A 13,339-nucleotide genomic window follows, 5' to 3' on the forward strand; every position below is an offset into this window, starting at 1 on the left:
GCTGGTGGTGACCCATATCGGCGCCGCACCGCTGTGGCTGTGGCTGGTCTGCACCACGGCGTTTTTCGTGCTGGTCTCGGGACGCATGATCCCGGCGATGGCCATCATCACGTCGGCGGCGCAGCCAAAATTGCGCGGCACTTTCATGTCGCTGAATGCCACGGTGCAGTCGCTCGCCATGGGTCTGGCCACCACGCTGGCCGGATTCATCATCACGCAAAACGATGCGGGGCAGATCGTTGACTATGGTCTGGTGGGGGTTGTTGCGATAGCAGGGAATGTGCTGGCAATCCTGTTCGTCTCGCGCATCGTGATGCACGACCAGCACGTTACCGTGCCCGATGTTGCGCTGAAATAAGCAGGGATTATCCCCAAATCATTTTTGCGCGATGGTAGGCCGGACACGGCGATGCGAAGCATTTGGCGCGGGCAGCGCAAGGAGCCGCGCATAACCAGCGACTTGCCCGCCTGCGGGCTTAGTCGAATGGCTATAACCAATGACTTGCCCAGCGTCTTTTGCTGGGTTAGTCAGATGGCTAGTAGTCATATCAGTAGTTTTATCAGTGAACGACGCAGACATATCAGACAGATAGGCACACCCGCAAGGGGTAGGCCGAGCGGTACCCGTAACTGAAGCTACGACCGCTACGCACACGAGAGAGCGAGCATGCGACACAGTGTTTCGCGCGCAAAAACGATTTGGAGCGGGTGAAGGGGATCGAACCCTCGTATGCAGCTTGGGAAGCTGCCGTTCTGCCATTGAACTACACCCGCACGGTTCGCCATTGTAGGGGGTGGGACGACATGTTGGCAACATTGTTCGAAATGCCTGCGCGCAAACCGATCCAATTCGCCTCATGCATTTGACCTAAAACAAATCAAGGGAAAAAGCAATACATGATACACAGTATTCAGTATGCAATATGATGCGTGATAACATTATTTCAACTCAAATCCCCGTCACAGGGCGATTTGATTGCGGCGTCCAATGTGCGCAAATCCTCTCTAATATCCCGGAGTTATCGATATGTTCAAGAATATGACCGTTGCCGTGCGCCTCGGCGCAATTTTTTCCCTTCTGGGTTTCGGCCTCGTCATCGGTTCCGGCATCGCATTATGGAAAATCGACGAGCTGAAGAACAGCATAGACAAGCTGGCCTACGACAGGGTACCCAAAATCCTGCTGGCAAAAACCGTCACGGACAATGTCAACCAGAATATGCTTTCCGTGCGCAACATCCTGCTGATGGACAAGGAGGAGGACATTTCCAGGGAAATGGATTCCATGGCCAAATCACGCAAAATAGTAGTCGAAACCATCGGCAAGCTGGAAAAAACCGTCACCTCGGAAAAAGACAAGCAACTATTAACCACCGTCAAGGAACAAAAGGAACCCTATCGCCTGCTAGTGCAAAAAGTGCTGGGAGCCAATCAAGCCGGAAAGAAAAACGAGGCTACGGACATCCTCAACAATGAGATCCGACCGGTGCTTGCCAAATACACGCAAGCCTTGAACGAACTCAGCGCATATCAAGTCGAGCAGATTGATAATGCCGCCGCCGAAGCACAAACGCTTTATCAACGCACCTTCCTGCTCATTACCATCGCTGCTTCCGCGCTGGTGATCGCGGTGGCGATCGCCGGTTTCCTGATTATTCGCTCGCTCACCCGTGACCTCGGCGGCGAGCCGGCTTATGCTGCAGAAATTGCCCGCAGCATTGCCGCCGGCAACCTTGCCATGACAGTGGTCACCAAGCCGAACGACAGCGGAAGCATGCTGGCTGCGATGAAGCAAATGCAGACCAGGCTGAAGGAGATGGTCGCCGGAATTCTTGCCGACGCCGACCAGGTATCCAGCACCGCCACGGAGCTCGCCGCCGCCTCCAGCCAGGTCGCGGAAAGCTCGCGCCAGCAGTCCGAAGCTGCCTCTTCCATGGCTGCAGCAGTCGAAGAAATGACAGTCAGCATCGACCAGGTTTCCGAAAACGCCGATGAAGCACGAACCCTCTCCAAGCGCTCCGGCGAATTGTCGGAACAAGGGGCTGGCGTGATCCAGAATGCGGCAACGGAAATGTCGCAGATTTCAGATTCCGTCAAGGAATCCTCTCAAATCATCGCAGCGCTGGAACAGCAATCGGGAGAAATTTCCTCCATCGTCAACGTCATCAAGGAAATCGCCGACCAGACCAATCTGCTCGCCCTCAACGCCGCGATCGAAGCGGCCCGCGCGGGCGAGCAAGGCCGGGGCTTCGCGGTGGTCGCAGACGAGGTGCGCAAGCTGGCGGAACGGACAAGCAAGTCCACCCAGGAAATCGCCGTGATGATAGAAAAAATCCAGGGGGGCACTCACAGTGCTTTTGCCAGCATGGAAAGCGGCGTCGCACGGGTAAGTAACGGGGTGACGCTGGCGAACGAAGCTGCCGGTTCGATTACCCAGATCAAAACCGAGGCGGCACGGGTGGTTCAAGTCGTAGGCGATATCTCCAACTCGCTTAAAGAGCAAAGCGTGGCCAGCAATGACATCGCCAAGAACGTGGAAAAAATCGCCCAGATGAGCGAGGAAAATAGCGCCGCAGTGCAGGAAACCGCGAAAGCCGCCCAGCATCTGGAACATTTGGCCACCTCCATGCAGAACACTATTGGCCGTTTCAAAGTCTAGGGAAGCGCTGATTTATTCGCTCCGTTCGGGCTGAGCTTGTCGAAGCCCTTTATAACATTATGATTTACATGGAACACCCTTCGACGAGCTCAGGGCGAACGGATTTAATCAGCGTTTCCCTAGGCTTGGTGCGGCCTATCATTGAACCGCTGCAACATGATAAAATTCAGCGCATAGTCAACCTTGGAAATTAATGCAAGTGATTCAACTTTCGGTCAATGGCGCCCCTCTTGTTTTCGATCAATCTCCCAGCCTCGTTCAATTACTGGAACATCTGTACCTGATCGGCAAACGCGTTGCAGTCGAGCGCAATGGCGAGATCGTGCCACGCAGCCAGTTTCCAGAAACAGTGCTTGCTGACGGGGACAAACTGGAAATCGTCGTCGCCGTAGGCGGCGGCTAATATTCGTGAGGCGGTAAGGCGGAAAACCCGTTACCCCTTACCCTTCACCCCTTACAGGTTAAGACATGGACGAACTCATTATCGCAGGCAAATCCTACGCCTCCCGGCTGCTGATCGGCACCGGCAAGTACAAGGATTTCGACGAAACCCGCCGCGCCGTCGAGGAAAGCGGCGCGCAGATCGTGACGGTGGCGATCCGCCGCACCAACATCGGCCAGACCGCCGGCGAGCCGAGCCTGCTCGATGCGCTGCCGCCCTCGAAATACACCTACCTGCCCAACACCGCCGGCTGCTACAGCGCTGACGACGCCATCCGCACCCTGCGCCTGGCGCGCGAACTGCTGGACGGCCACGACCTGGTCAAGCTCGAAGTGCTGGGCGACCCGAAGACGCTCTACCCGAACATGATGGAAACCCTCAAGGCGGCGGAAGTCCTGGTCAAGGACGGCTTCAAGGTGATGGTCTACACCTCCGACGATCCGATCATCGCCAGGCAGCTGGAAGAAATCGGCTGCGTCGCGGTGATGCCGCTGGCCTCGCTGATCGGCTCCGGCATGGGCATCCTCAACCCCTGGAACCTGCAGATCATCATCGACAACGCCAAGGTGCCGGTGATCGTCGATGCAGGCGTGGGAACGGCATCGGATGCCGCCATCGCCATGGAACTGGGCTGCGACGGCGTGCTGATGAATACCGCCATCGCCGGCGCCGGCAACCCGGTGCTGATGGCCTCGGCCATGAAAAAAGCGGTACAGGCCGGGCGCGAAGCCTTCCTCGCCGGTCGCATGCCGAAGAAGCTCTATTCCGCCAGCCCGAGTTCGCCCACCTCCGGCATGATTTCCTGAAACCTTTTTTAGCCACGGATTAACACAGATGTTCACGGATTGCCCCGATTTTATCCGTGTAAATCTGTGTTAATCCGTGGCAAAGACTTTATGAACCACCGCCCAATCAGAAGCTTCGTCCTGCGCCAAGGGCGCATGTCCAATGCCCAGACGCGGGCGCTGGAAACCCTGCTGCCGCGCTGGGGCATCCCCTATCAGGAATCGCGGCTCGATCTTGACGCCGCCTTTGGCCGCAGCGCGCCGAAGATCCTCGAAATCGGCTTCGGCATGGGGGATTCCACTGCGGCCATCGCTGCCGCCCATCCCCAGAACGACTATCTCGGCATCGAGGTTCACGGCCCCGGCGTCGGCAGCCTGCTCAACCAGATCGAAGCCCTGGGCCTGACCAATCTGCGCGTCATCCAGCACGACGCGGTGGAAGTGCTCAAGCACATGATCGACCCGGCCAGCCTCGACGGCGTGCACATTTTCTTCCCCGACCCCTGGCACAAGAAAAAACACCACAAGCGCCGCCTGATCCAGCCGGAACTGGTCGCGCTGCTGTGTGAAAAACTCAAGCCCGGCGGTTATCTCCACGCCGCCACCGACTGGCAGGAATACGCCGAGCACATCCTCGCCGTGCTTGCCGCCGAACCCGGACTTGCCAACACCGCCGCCGATTACGCTCCCAAGCCGGACTATCGCCCGCTCACCAAATTCGAGCAGCGCGGCATTAAACTCGGCCACGGGGTGTGGGACATCGTGTTCAGGGAAATCTAGCCGAACCGGTTCTGTACCACCACCTCGCCCAACGGCAATTGTCCGCCGCGCGGCCACGGCTCATTGATTCCCTTGCCGATCGCAACAAACATGGTGAGTACATAATCCTGCGGCAAGTTGATGAGCTTGCCCACCGCGTCGAAGTCGAAGCCATCCATCGGGCAGGAGTCGTAACCCATTTCCTTCGCCGCCAGCATCAACGACATGGCCGCGATCCCGCACGAGCGCATGGCCTCGTCGCGCTGCACCTGCTCTCTGCCGGCATAATATTGGCCGATGGCGGGCACGATAAAATCCTGCACCGGCTGCGGCGCGTTCCTCCAATACCGCCCCGGCTCCTTATCCCACGCCTTGAGGTCTGCGCACAGCACGACCAGCAACGAGGCATCAGTGACCTGCGCCTGGTCCCACGCAGCCTGCCTTATTTCCTTGCGCAACACCGGGTCGCTCACCAGCACGAAGCGCCAGTTCTGAATATTGAAGGCGGTGGGGGAAAGCAGGGCGAGCGACGTCAGCTTCTCGATCTCCGTCTCACTCATGCGCTGGTTGGGGTCGTATGACTTGACCGAACGGCGCGACTCAATCGCTTCTGCAACATTCATGATGCCTCCTGTATTAATGTTTACGCATTAAAAACACGAATTCGCCGCCCGCTTCGGCGGCAGAAAGCAGCTCGTTTCCGGTCTGCTTGGCGAAGGCCCGCATGTCTTTTACAGCGCCGGAGTCTGTTGCAGTGATTTTTAATATCTGCCCCGCCCCGATCTCAGCCAAAGCCTTCTTGGTACGTAAAATCGGCAGGGGGCAGTTCAAACCGCGCGCATCCAGTTCTTTGTCGATGCTCATGGCATTTCTCCTTAAGGAAAATCAGTCTTCATCTTGAGGTATACAGAAGAGTCACGCGCCGACCAGCTGCGCCTTGTAACCATGCGTCCGCACTCTTCCCAGAAGCGAGGCGTGAGTCACTTTGTCGGCATCGAATGCGACCAGCATCAGATGGTCCCGACCGGGGTTAAAGCGTGGCGCAACAACGCCGGGAAGCGCCCGCATATCTTCCTCCAGCGCATTTCTTTGCTCCACGCTAAGCTCTTCATCGATATGCACCAATACATCGCATAAATTCATGGCAATCTCCTTTAAGATACCGACCATCCGGTATGTTACTGGTTTAAAAAAACGCCACACTTACTTCTTCCGGCCCTTTTCTGCCTTGACCGGCATCAGCCCCTGCACGTAACCATGCAACTGCTTCATGCAGATTCCAAACGTCTTGGGGGATTGCATGCTTTTCGCCACGCCGATGCACCCCTCCCAGGCTGAAACGATAAACAGCGCCGCCGCCTTGTAATCCACCTCCGCCCGAATCTCGCCCTGCTTCTGCCCACGCTTGAGGGCGCCTTCAACCGTTTTCTGCCACACCCCCAGCACCCCTCCGAGCCGCTTCTGAAACAGCTCGTCCAGAGGACTCATCTCCTGCATCAGATTATTGAGCGGACAACCCAGCATGACGAAATCCGACGGCACTTTCTTGTCAATGGTGGCAATAATCTCCAGCAGCATTTCAATGGGCCGTTCGCTTTCACGTAGCGGCTTGAAGATCAAGCCTTCCAACTGCTCCTTGATAACCTCCTCGATCACCGCCAGACCCAAGGCATGCTTGGTAGGGAAGTGATGGTACAGCGCTCCCTTGGTCAGGCCCGTATCCTGCAGGATATTGGCGATGCTCGCGGCCTGAAAACCTTGACGGTGAATCTCGCAAAAGGCCGATTGCAATAGTTTGTCTCGGGTAAGGTCGGGTTGTTTTGTTTGCATTTGGCAATTACATACCAACCGGTATGTCTGTGTCAAGAGCTTTTCTGCAAAATCTCTTTGACGCTCCCATTCGGCATTCTCCTAGCTTGGAAAACTTACCGAATTAAAAGGCTCGCGCTATAATCTGGAGGCGCCGCCCAGAAATGGCGGCCGCCATTCCAACCCACCCAAAGGAGTCGCCATGAAAAAACTGTTGATCTCACTGTGCCTGGCTGTCGGTTTCGCTTCCCCCACCTTCGCCGCTGATGAAAAAGCGCCGACCGCGCAGCAGAGCAAGATGGGCGCGTGCAATAAGGAAGCCGGCGAGAAGGCGCTGAAAGGCGACGAGCGCAAGAAATTCATGAGCGAATGCCTGAAGGGCAAAGCGCCCGAGCCTGCAAAAGAAGCCTCCGCGCCGAAAGGAAAGCTGACGCCCATGGCCACCTGCAACAAGGCTGCCGGCGAGAAAAGCCTGAAAGGCGATGAGCGCAAGAAGTTCATGAGTGCTTGCCTCAAGGCCAAAGGCCCGGAAAACATGAAGTAAGCCACCCGGCTTACCTGTTGAGAAACCCGCCGCGGCGGGTTTTTTTATGGCATGCGGCCGCTGATGGCGCGCAGGAATTCCTGGCGAAACAAATCGTTATCCTTGAAGCAACCGGCAAAGGCCTGGGTATAGACCCGCTCGTCGCCGCGCCGGTCCTCGCCCAGCAGCAGGCAAAGCTGCTCCGCCTCGATCACGCAGGCGGCGCCCTTGGCCTTGCCGTGCGTGACCAGCGCTTCTGCGACATCGCGCGTCATCCACTCCTGGTAGGTGAAGCGGTGGCCGATCGCATCCACCAGCCGCGCGATACGGCCGAAGCCGTGGAGCCGGCCGCCGGGGATGTAGGCAACGTGGGCGATGCCGCGAAACGGCACGAGGTGGTGCGGGCAGACGCCGTGCACCGCGATACCGCGTATCACCACCATGTCCTCGCGTGGATCGGCAAAGCCTTCGCCCAAGACATCGGCGGGATCCATGTCGTAGCCGCCGAGCAGACGCTTTTCCCATAGTTCGCGCACGCGCTGTGCGGTCCTGCCGGTGTGTGTGCTGTCCGGCGAGACGCCGCAGGCACGCAGCAAGTCGGTCACCGCCTGCTCGAAGGCGGCAGCATCGAACTTGCCGACGCGCGGAATGCCCAAACTGCCTGGAGTCGGCGCGGGATGATCGTGATCGCAACAGTCAGCCATGGTGTGCCCTCTTAATTTTTCTGACGCGGTATCCAGCCTTCCAGCAGGGTGTTGATGACTGCGTCGGCCTGTTCTGAAAGCACGAAACGGTCATTGGAAAGTATCCAGCGGAAAGCCAGCCCCTGCACGGAGGAAATCAGCAGACAGGCGCTTTGCTCCGGATTGATATCGGTGCGAATTTCTCCCGCCGCCTGCGCCGCCTTGATCTGGCCGGAGAGGAATTGCAGGAAGGTCATCACCAGTTGGTTCATGCGCTCGCGGAACACCGGGTCGCCCGACTGCAGCTCTTCGGAAAAAAGCAGGCGCGGGATGCCCGGCTGGCTCTGGATGAAGTTGAGGTGAAAACGAATCACCGCGCGCAAGCGGTCGATCGGTGTCAGCCTGTCCAGCCCGAGCTGGCCTATACCCTGCTGCAGCCGGTTCTGGACGGCATCCACCAGCGCCACCAGCACGTGGCTCTTGTCGCCGAAATGCAGGAACAACGTCGGCTGAGCGATTCCCACCGCCTTGGAAAGCGCGCGCGTGGTCAGTTTCGCCACGCCTTCATGGCGGATGATCTCCATCGCCGCCTCGACGATGTCGTTGCGCCGGGCTTCGGCAGATTTGCGCTTGCGTTTTGGCTCAGCCATCAGTGGCTGTGGTTTTTGGGTTCCATTTTCCGTAATTATAGCCATTAATCCCCTTTATTCGCTTCGATTTCAGGCTGATCACACAATATCAAAAAAAGCGGCCCGAAGGCCGTAAAAAAACACACTCAAGCAGGCATGTTATTTGGTGCAGCAATCACCTTCAGGTACGCCCGCTTTTTTCAGCATGAAGGAGAGCGGGCAAAAATTGGTCAGGCCGCTTTGTGCCAGATTGGCGCCCACGAACACAGTCAGCCAAACCCAGGCGGGATTGTGGAAATGGCTCAATGCCACACTGAGTAATACCATGCTGCCGGCCATCAAATGTACTATTTTATCAACGGTCATGTTTGTTCCCTTTCTTAAAATGCATAGCTGATCTGCACATTGGCGACGTTCTGCTCAAGCCCGATCTTGGTTGTGCCATCTGTCGAGGTTACTTCGTTGTGGAAAGCGCGGACGTAAGACAGAGTGCCGGACACCTTCTGGCTTATCTGTCGGGTCAGGCCGAGTGTAAAATGCTTCTCGGTGACAGCCAGGGAGCCGATATTCGACTTCACATCCTCCGGCCCGATAGGTGATTTACCGTAGTTGAATCCAAAGCGGAGCGTGGTTTTTGGATCGATTTCCTTCTGCACGCCAATCATGTAAACAGTCTGATCATCCCAGCCGAAATCCAGACTTGCCGGTCCCGGGGTGCCAGCGGCATGGATCAGCGGAACCGATCCCAGCACCTCGCTGAACTGGATGCGTTTGATGTCAGCTTCGATCAACAATCCTGGTGTCGGCTTGAAAGCCGCGCCAAGGACGAATTGCTGCGGGCCATCCATGGTCATGCGGTATTCCCCCGAGTTCGTGTTCCACTTGAACTCGCCCATGTTTTGCTTGCTGACCCAGGATGCGCCAATCTGGACTTTGTCGTTCACATGGTAGATCAGGCCGGCTGTCATGCCGTAGCCATAGACTTGGTTTTGGGGCAATGAAAGACCCGCCGCTCCGATCAGTCCATTGTGCATCGCCAGGCTCTGGTAGTCGATGTTGAGCGCAGCGCCGACGGAAAGCTTGTCACTGACCTTGTAGCCGAAGCCCGGTGCGATCTTGTAGAACTGCTTGGTGGTCACAAATGCCTGGTTGCCGGCAGCAGGTGCGACATCGGAGAAATCCACCCCCATCCCGGACAGCCCGCCCATTCCCATGCCGAGGTATAGTCTGTCGTCGACGTTGAACCCCACTGCACCGGCAGGGATCAGGTAATAGTTCGAATCGCTTTCACTGCTATTGACCGTGCGCGTCGGATTCAGAACCCCGAATCCCAAATCGAATCGCACTTCCTTCATGCCCAGTTCCGCCAATCCAGCGGGGTTGGTCATCACTGTCGCCGAATCAGGCGGCGCTGCCACCACCGCGCCGGCCATGCTCCTCTGAATTGCCGTTACTCCAAACAACTGGTCGCCATTGGTGGCCAGCGCGGCCTGGCCAAACCCTAACAATGTCGCGCCCATGGCGCCTGCTGCAATATATTTGTTATTCATCATGTCCTCTCCTCCAAATTTTTATGATGTTTACTTCCCTTTCACGGCAACCGGGGTCATCAGTTGCGGACTCACCCCAGGTATGCCGCGAAATTTTTGATGGCAGGCCACGCAACCGCTCATGATGTCGCTCATGTGCGTCGCCGCCGTGGCCATGTCGCCCTTTTCAGCCGCCTCGGCCAGCCTGAGTGCGCTGCCCTCGACCGCATCGTTCATCACTGGCAACACCGCCATGTCCGTGCTGTTCATCTTGTCCAGCGGGAAATAAGGCAGCAAGCCGCCTTTCGGAATGCGGTGATTGGCAAGCCGGCGCGCGCTGTCGACCGCCTGTTCGGCGTTGTCGACCGCCAGTGCGGCGGCGATGCCCTGATAGTCCGACAGGATTTCCTGCATCACCTGGCGCAGGGTCAGCTGGTTGCTCTTGCGGGTATGCTGGGCGTGCACCTTATTCATGGTGGCCCGTATGTCGGGGGAAAGACCCATCACCTTCTGCCTCAGTTCCGGCGTATAGCTCATGATTTGTTGCTTCATTTCCGGTGACATCTTGGCCATCTGCGCTTGCATCTCCGGCGACATTCCGTTGCCCGCCGCCTGCTCGGCCATTGCGGGTAAAGATGCCGCGGCAAAGGCCAGCAGCATGATTCCGGCTTTCAATTTGTTGTGTCGCATTTGTATCTCCTGTCGATTAATCGGGTTTACCAACTGCCGGCCTTGGATTGACCGATCCTCACATGATCATGCGATCATATGTTCGGCAGATTATAAACTGGTATTTTTTACGAATGCAATAATTTTGTTTAAGATGCTGCGGAAGCCTTCACTACCCTGCGCACCCAATGAAAAGTCTGTGGAATAACGAGGAAGCCGCACACTTCCAAAGCGAGCTCGCCCTGCGCGCTTACACCTCGCGCCTGCTCGGCGGCGAAAAGGCGCTGGTGATGTATGGCGGCGGCAACACTTCGGTCAAATTGCAGGAAAATGGTGAGGACATCCTTTACATCAAGGGTTCTGGCGCCGACCTCGCCCAAGCCACGGAAAAGGATTTTGCCCCGGTGCGGCTGGCGGCGGTGCAACCGCTGATCCAACGCGATGTCATGAGCAACGCGGAAATGGGCGCTCAATTCCGCACCGCCCTGACCGACCCGCAGGCACCGCGCCCCTCGATAGAAACCCTCCTCCACGCCATATTGCCCTTCAAGTGGGTGGAGCACACCCATGCCGACGCGGTACTCTCAGTGGCGAACACCGGCCACGGCGAACGTCATATTCGAGCCGCCTTCGGCGATACCGTGGTGATCGTGCCCTACCGTCATTCCGGCTTCGAACTGGCGAAAGCCTGCCACGATGCCTTCAGCCGCGAAGCCACCGCCAGTACCATCGGCATGGTGCTGATGCATCACGGCATCTTTGCCTTCGGCGATAGCGCCCGTGTATCCTACGAGCGCATGATCGCCCTGGTCACTCGCGCCGAGAACTATCTGAAAAGCTGCGGCGCCTGGGACATTCCACTGCGCTTTCCTTCCGCACAGGCAGCCAGCAGTCAGGAGATGCTGACGCTCGCCGCCCTGCGCCGCGACATCTCGCACGCCGCTGGCTTCCCCCTGGTGATGACGCTTTCATCCGACCTGATGAGCCTGGCTTTCGCCCGCCGCCCCGACCTGGAATCGCTCTCCCGACGCGGCCCGGCCACTCCGCAGCACGCAGTGTTAACCAAACGCGTGCCGATGCTGGGGCGCGACGTCGCCGCCTTCACCGCAGCCTACCGCCGCTATCTGGCGGAAAATACCCCCAATCAGGCAGAGCGCCTGCCCGACCCCGCACCTCGCATAGTGCTCGACCCGGAGTGGGGGCTGATTTCTGCCGGCATCACGGCCTTCTACGCCGACGCGGCCGCCGAGATTTACCGCCACAGCATGAAAATCCAGTCGCGCGCCGAAGCGCTGGAGGCTTATGCTTCCCTGCCACCAAGTGACGTGCTCGCCGCCGAGATCGAATATGGCGGGTTCGAGCAGACCATTCGCAGCCAGTACGACCTGGCCGGCCAAGTCGCGCTGGTAGACCTAGCGCTCTCCAACCGGGCCAAGGTGGAGGAACTGCTCGCAAAGGGCGCCGCGGTGATCGGGCTGGATAACGATCCGGCCGTCAAAGCACTCCACCCCCAACCGGAATATCTCGGCCTGTGCTGCAGCCCGGGCAACCCGACCGAAACAAAAGCCGCGCTGGAGCAGTCGGTACGCCGCTTCGGCGGCATCGACCTGCTCATCGCCGACAACCCGACATTGGCAGCAGCCTGTGAGCCGCTGCTTGAGCTTTCACCCGTAAGGAAAACCGCATGAATATCGAAACCCTGCGCTGGCGCGACAACCGCCTGGAAATGATCGACCAGCGCGTGTTGCCGGCGCGCTTCGAGTATCTCTCCTACGATTCCGCCGCCAGCGTCGCCCACGGCATCCGCGCCATGGTGGTGCGGGGGGCCCCGGCGATCGGCTGTGCCGCCGCCTACGGCGTGGCGCTGGAAGCATTGCGGCTAAAGGAAACCGCCCCGGAAGTGTTCCGCAACGGAATGGAAAAAGGTTTTGCCAGCCTGGCACAGAGCCGCCCCACGGCGGTCAACCTGTTCTGGGCGCTGCAACGCATGCGCCAAGTCTGGCAGGGCATGGGCGCAGCCGCACCGGCGGTCGTGGCTGATCGCTTATTGAAAGAAGCCCATGAAGTCCATGCCGAAGACATCCGTATCAATCGCACCATGGGCGCAGCCGGTGCAGCCCTGCTCGCCGATGGCGCGCGCGTGCTCACCCACTGCAACGCCGGAGCCTTGGCCACGGCAGGATGGGGCACGGCACTGGGCGTGATCCGCTCGGCAGTTGAGGCGGGCAAAAAGATCTCGGTCATCGCCGACGAAACCCGCCCATTCCTGCAAGGGGCACGCCTCACCGCGTGGGAAATGGTGCAAGAGAATATCCCGGTGACCCTGATCACCGACAACATGGCCGGCCACCTGATGGCCCACGGCGAGGTCGATGCAGTCATCGTCGGCACCGACCGTGTGGCGGCCAACGGCGACGTGGCCAACAAGATCGGCACCTACATGGTGGCGGTGCTGGCACGGCGCCACCATATCCCGTTCTACGTCGCCTGCCCGCTCTCCACCATCGATTTGAATATTGCATCGGGCGCAGAAATCCCGATCGAGGAACGGGCTCAGGAGGAGGTGACAGGCTTCCGCGATTGCCAGTGGGCGGCGCAAGGGGTAAAGGTGCGCAACCCGGCTTTCGATGTTACCCCGGCCGAACTGGTCACGGCGCTGATCACCGAGAAGGGCGTGGTGAGACAGCCCAACCGGGAAAAGATCGTGGCGCTGTTCGTGGTTTAACATCCATCCCGGCCCCTGTGAATATGGCCAGTTTTGGACAGTCTTCAGGCTGCCTGCCACAACACAATATTTAACAAACCGCCATGCCGTCATACTCAGAAATTTGATAGTACAATCGAGCTACTCA

Annotated in this window: 16 protein-coding genes, 1 tRNA gene and 1 pseudogene; 8 read left to right on the forward strand and 10 right to left on the reverse strand. The window is 58.3% G+C overall.

Annotated features, from left to right (window positions below):
• Nucleotides 1–358, forward strand: a pseudogene (locus VMV64_RS01060) (MFS transporter); the annotation flags it as partial.
• 342 nt (nt 359–700) lie between these two features.
• On the opposite strand, the gene VMV64_RS01065 reads toward VMV64_RS01060, so the two are convergent.
• Nucleotides 701–774: transfer RNA gene (locus tag VMV64_RS01065), tRNA-Gly, on the reverse strand.
• Nucleotides 775–1,027: 253 nt separating this feature from the next.
• On the opposite strand from VMV64_RS01065, the gene VMV64_RS01070 reads away from it, so the two are divergent.
• The 4 genes from VMV64_RS01070 to trmB all read left to right on the forward strand — a co-directional run bounded on the left by VMV64_RS01070 (nt 1,028) and on the right by trmB (nt 4,666).
• Nucleotides 1,028–2,659, forward strand: a complete 1,632-nt coding sequence (locus tag VMV64_RS01070; protein ID WP_325328091.1) for a methyl-accepting chemotaxis protein — start codon at nt 1,028–1,030, stop codon at nt 2,657–2,659.
• Nucleotides 2,660–2,852: 193 nt separating this feature from the next.
• On the forward strand, nt 2,853–3,062 hold the full coding sequence (gene thiS / locus VMV64_RS01075) for a sulfur carrier protein ThiS (protein ID WP_325328092.1): 210 nt from the start codon (nt 2,853–2,855) through the stop codon (nt 3,060–3,062).
• Between the two features lie 65 nt (nt 3,063–3,127).
• Nucleotides 3,128–3,907, forward strand: a complete 780-nt coding sequence (locus tag VMV64_RS01080; protein ID WP_325328093.1) for a thiazole synthase — start codon at nt 3,128–3,130, stop codon at nt 3,905–3,907.
• Between the two features lie 90 nt (nt 3,908–3,997).
• Nucleotides 3,998–4,666, forward strand: coding sequence for a tRNA (guanosine(46)-N7)-methyltransferase TrmB (gene trmB / locus VMV64_RS01085; RefSeq protein WP_325328094.1), 669 nt, complete (start codon nt 3,998–4,000; stop codon nt 4,664–4,666).
• Here the strand turns inward: trmB and VMV64_RS01090 are convergent.
• From VMV64_RS01090 to VMV64_RS01105, 4 genes are read right to left on the reverse strand one after another with little or no spacing between them, the layout of a single operon-like run.
• Nucleotides 4,663–5,268: a nitroreductase family protein gene (locus VMV64_RS01090; RefSeq protein ID WP_325328095.1), complete on the reverse strand. Its 606-nt coding sequence runs from the start codon at nt 5,266–5,268 to the stop codon at nt 4,663–4,665. The genes trmB and VMV64_RS01090 overlap by 4 nt on opposite strands.
• A 13-nt stretch (nt 5,269–5,281) precedes the next feature.
• A complete protein-coding gene (locus VMV64_RS01095; protein ID WP_325328096.1) occupies nt 5,282–5,509 on the reverse strand; it encodes a sulfurtransferase TusA family protein in 228 nt (75 codons plus the stop codon).
• Between the two features lie 51 nt (nt 5,510–5,560).
• Nucleotides 5,561–5,788 (reverse strand): hypothetical protein, encoded by a 228-nt coding sequence (locus VMV64_RS01100; RefSeq protein ID WP_325328097.1) that lies wholly within the window; start codon nt 5,786–5,788, stop codon nt 5,561–5,563.
• A gap of 60 nt (nt 5,789–5,848) precedes the next feature.
• A complete protein-coding gene (locus VMV64_RS01105; RefSeq protein ID WP_325328098.1) occupies nt 5,849–6,475 on the reverse strand; it encodes a TetR/AcrR family transcriptional regulator in 627 nt (208 codons plus the stop codon).
• A 181-nt stretch (nt 6,476–6,656) separates the two neighbouring features.
• On the opposite strand from VMV64_RS01105, the gene VMV64_RS01110 reads away from it, so the two are divergent.
• Nucleotides 6,657–6,998 carry a PsiF family protein gene (locus VMV64_RS01110; protein WP_325328099.1) on the forward strand — a complete coding sequence of 114 codons (342 nt, stop codon included), beginning with the start codon at nt 6,657–6,659 and terminating at the stop codon, nt 6,996–6,998.
• Between the two features lie 44 nt (nt 6,999–7,042).
• On the opposite strand, the gene folE is transcribed toward VMV64_RS01110, so the two are convergent.
• The 5 genes from folE to VMV64_RS01135 form a co-directional block, all read right to left on the reverse strand.
• Nucleotides 7,043–7,681, reverse strand: a complete 639-nt coding sequence (folE, locus tag VMV64_RS01115; protein ID WP_325328100.1) for a GTP cyclohydrolase I FolE — start codon at nt 7,679–7,681, stop codon at nt 7,043–7,045.
• A gap of 11 nt (nt 7,682–7,692) precedes the next feature.
• Nucleotides 7,693–8,310: a TetR/AcrR family transcriptional regulator gene (locus VMV64_RS01120; RefSeq protein WP_325328101.1), complete on the reverse strand. Its 618-nt coding sequence runs from the start codon at nt 8,308–8,310 to the stop codon at nt 7,693–7,695.
• Between the two features lie 138 nt (nt 8,311–8,448).
• Entirely contained in the window at nt 8,449–8,655 is a 207-nt protein-coding gene (locus VMV64_RS01125; protein ID WP_325328102.1) for a DUF2892 domain-containing protein, read from the reverse strand.
• A gap of 14 nt (nt 8,656–8,669) precedes the next feature.
• Entirely contained in the window at nt 8,670–9,842 is a 1,173-nt protein-coding gene (locus VMV64_RS01130; protein ID WP_325328103.1) for an OmpP1/FadL family transporter, read from the reverse strand.
• Between the two features lie 27 nt (nt 9,843–9,869).
• Nucleotides 9,870–10,508 (reverse strand): hypothetical protein, encoded by a 639-nt coding sequence (locus tag VMV64_RS01135; RefSeq protein ID WP_325328104.1) that lies wholly within the window; start codon nt 10,506–10,508, stop codon nt 9,870–9,872.
• A gap of 167 nt (nt 10,509–10,675) precedes the next feature.
• Here VMV64_RS01135 and VMV64_RS01140 point away from each other — a divergent pair, with 167 nt between their 5' ends.
• Nucleotides 10,676–12,175 carry a class II aldolase/adducin family protein gene (locus VMV64_RS01140; protein ID WP_325328105.1) on the forward strand — a complete coding sequence of 500 codons (1,500 nt, stop codon included), beginning with the start codon at nt 10,676–10,678 and terminating at the stop codon, nt 12,173–12,175.
• Nucleotides 12,172–13,212, forward strand: a complete 1,041-nt coding sequence (mtnA, locus tag VMV64_RS01145) for an S-methyl-5-thioribose-1-phosphate isomerase (RefSeq protein ID WP_325328106.1) — start codon at nt 12,172–12,174, stop codon at nt 13,210–13,212. The genes VMV64_RS01140 and mtnA overlap by 4 nt, the downstream gene beginning before the upstream one ends.
• Nucleotides 13,213–13,339 lie beyond the last annotated feature (127 nt).

It is taken from the genome of Sulfuricella sp., from assembly GCF_035531155.1.
GTDB lineage: Bacteria > Pseudomonadota > Gammaproteobacteria > Burkholderiales > Sulfuricellaceae > Sulfuricella.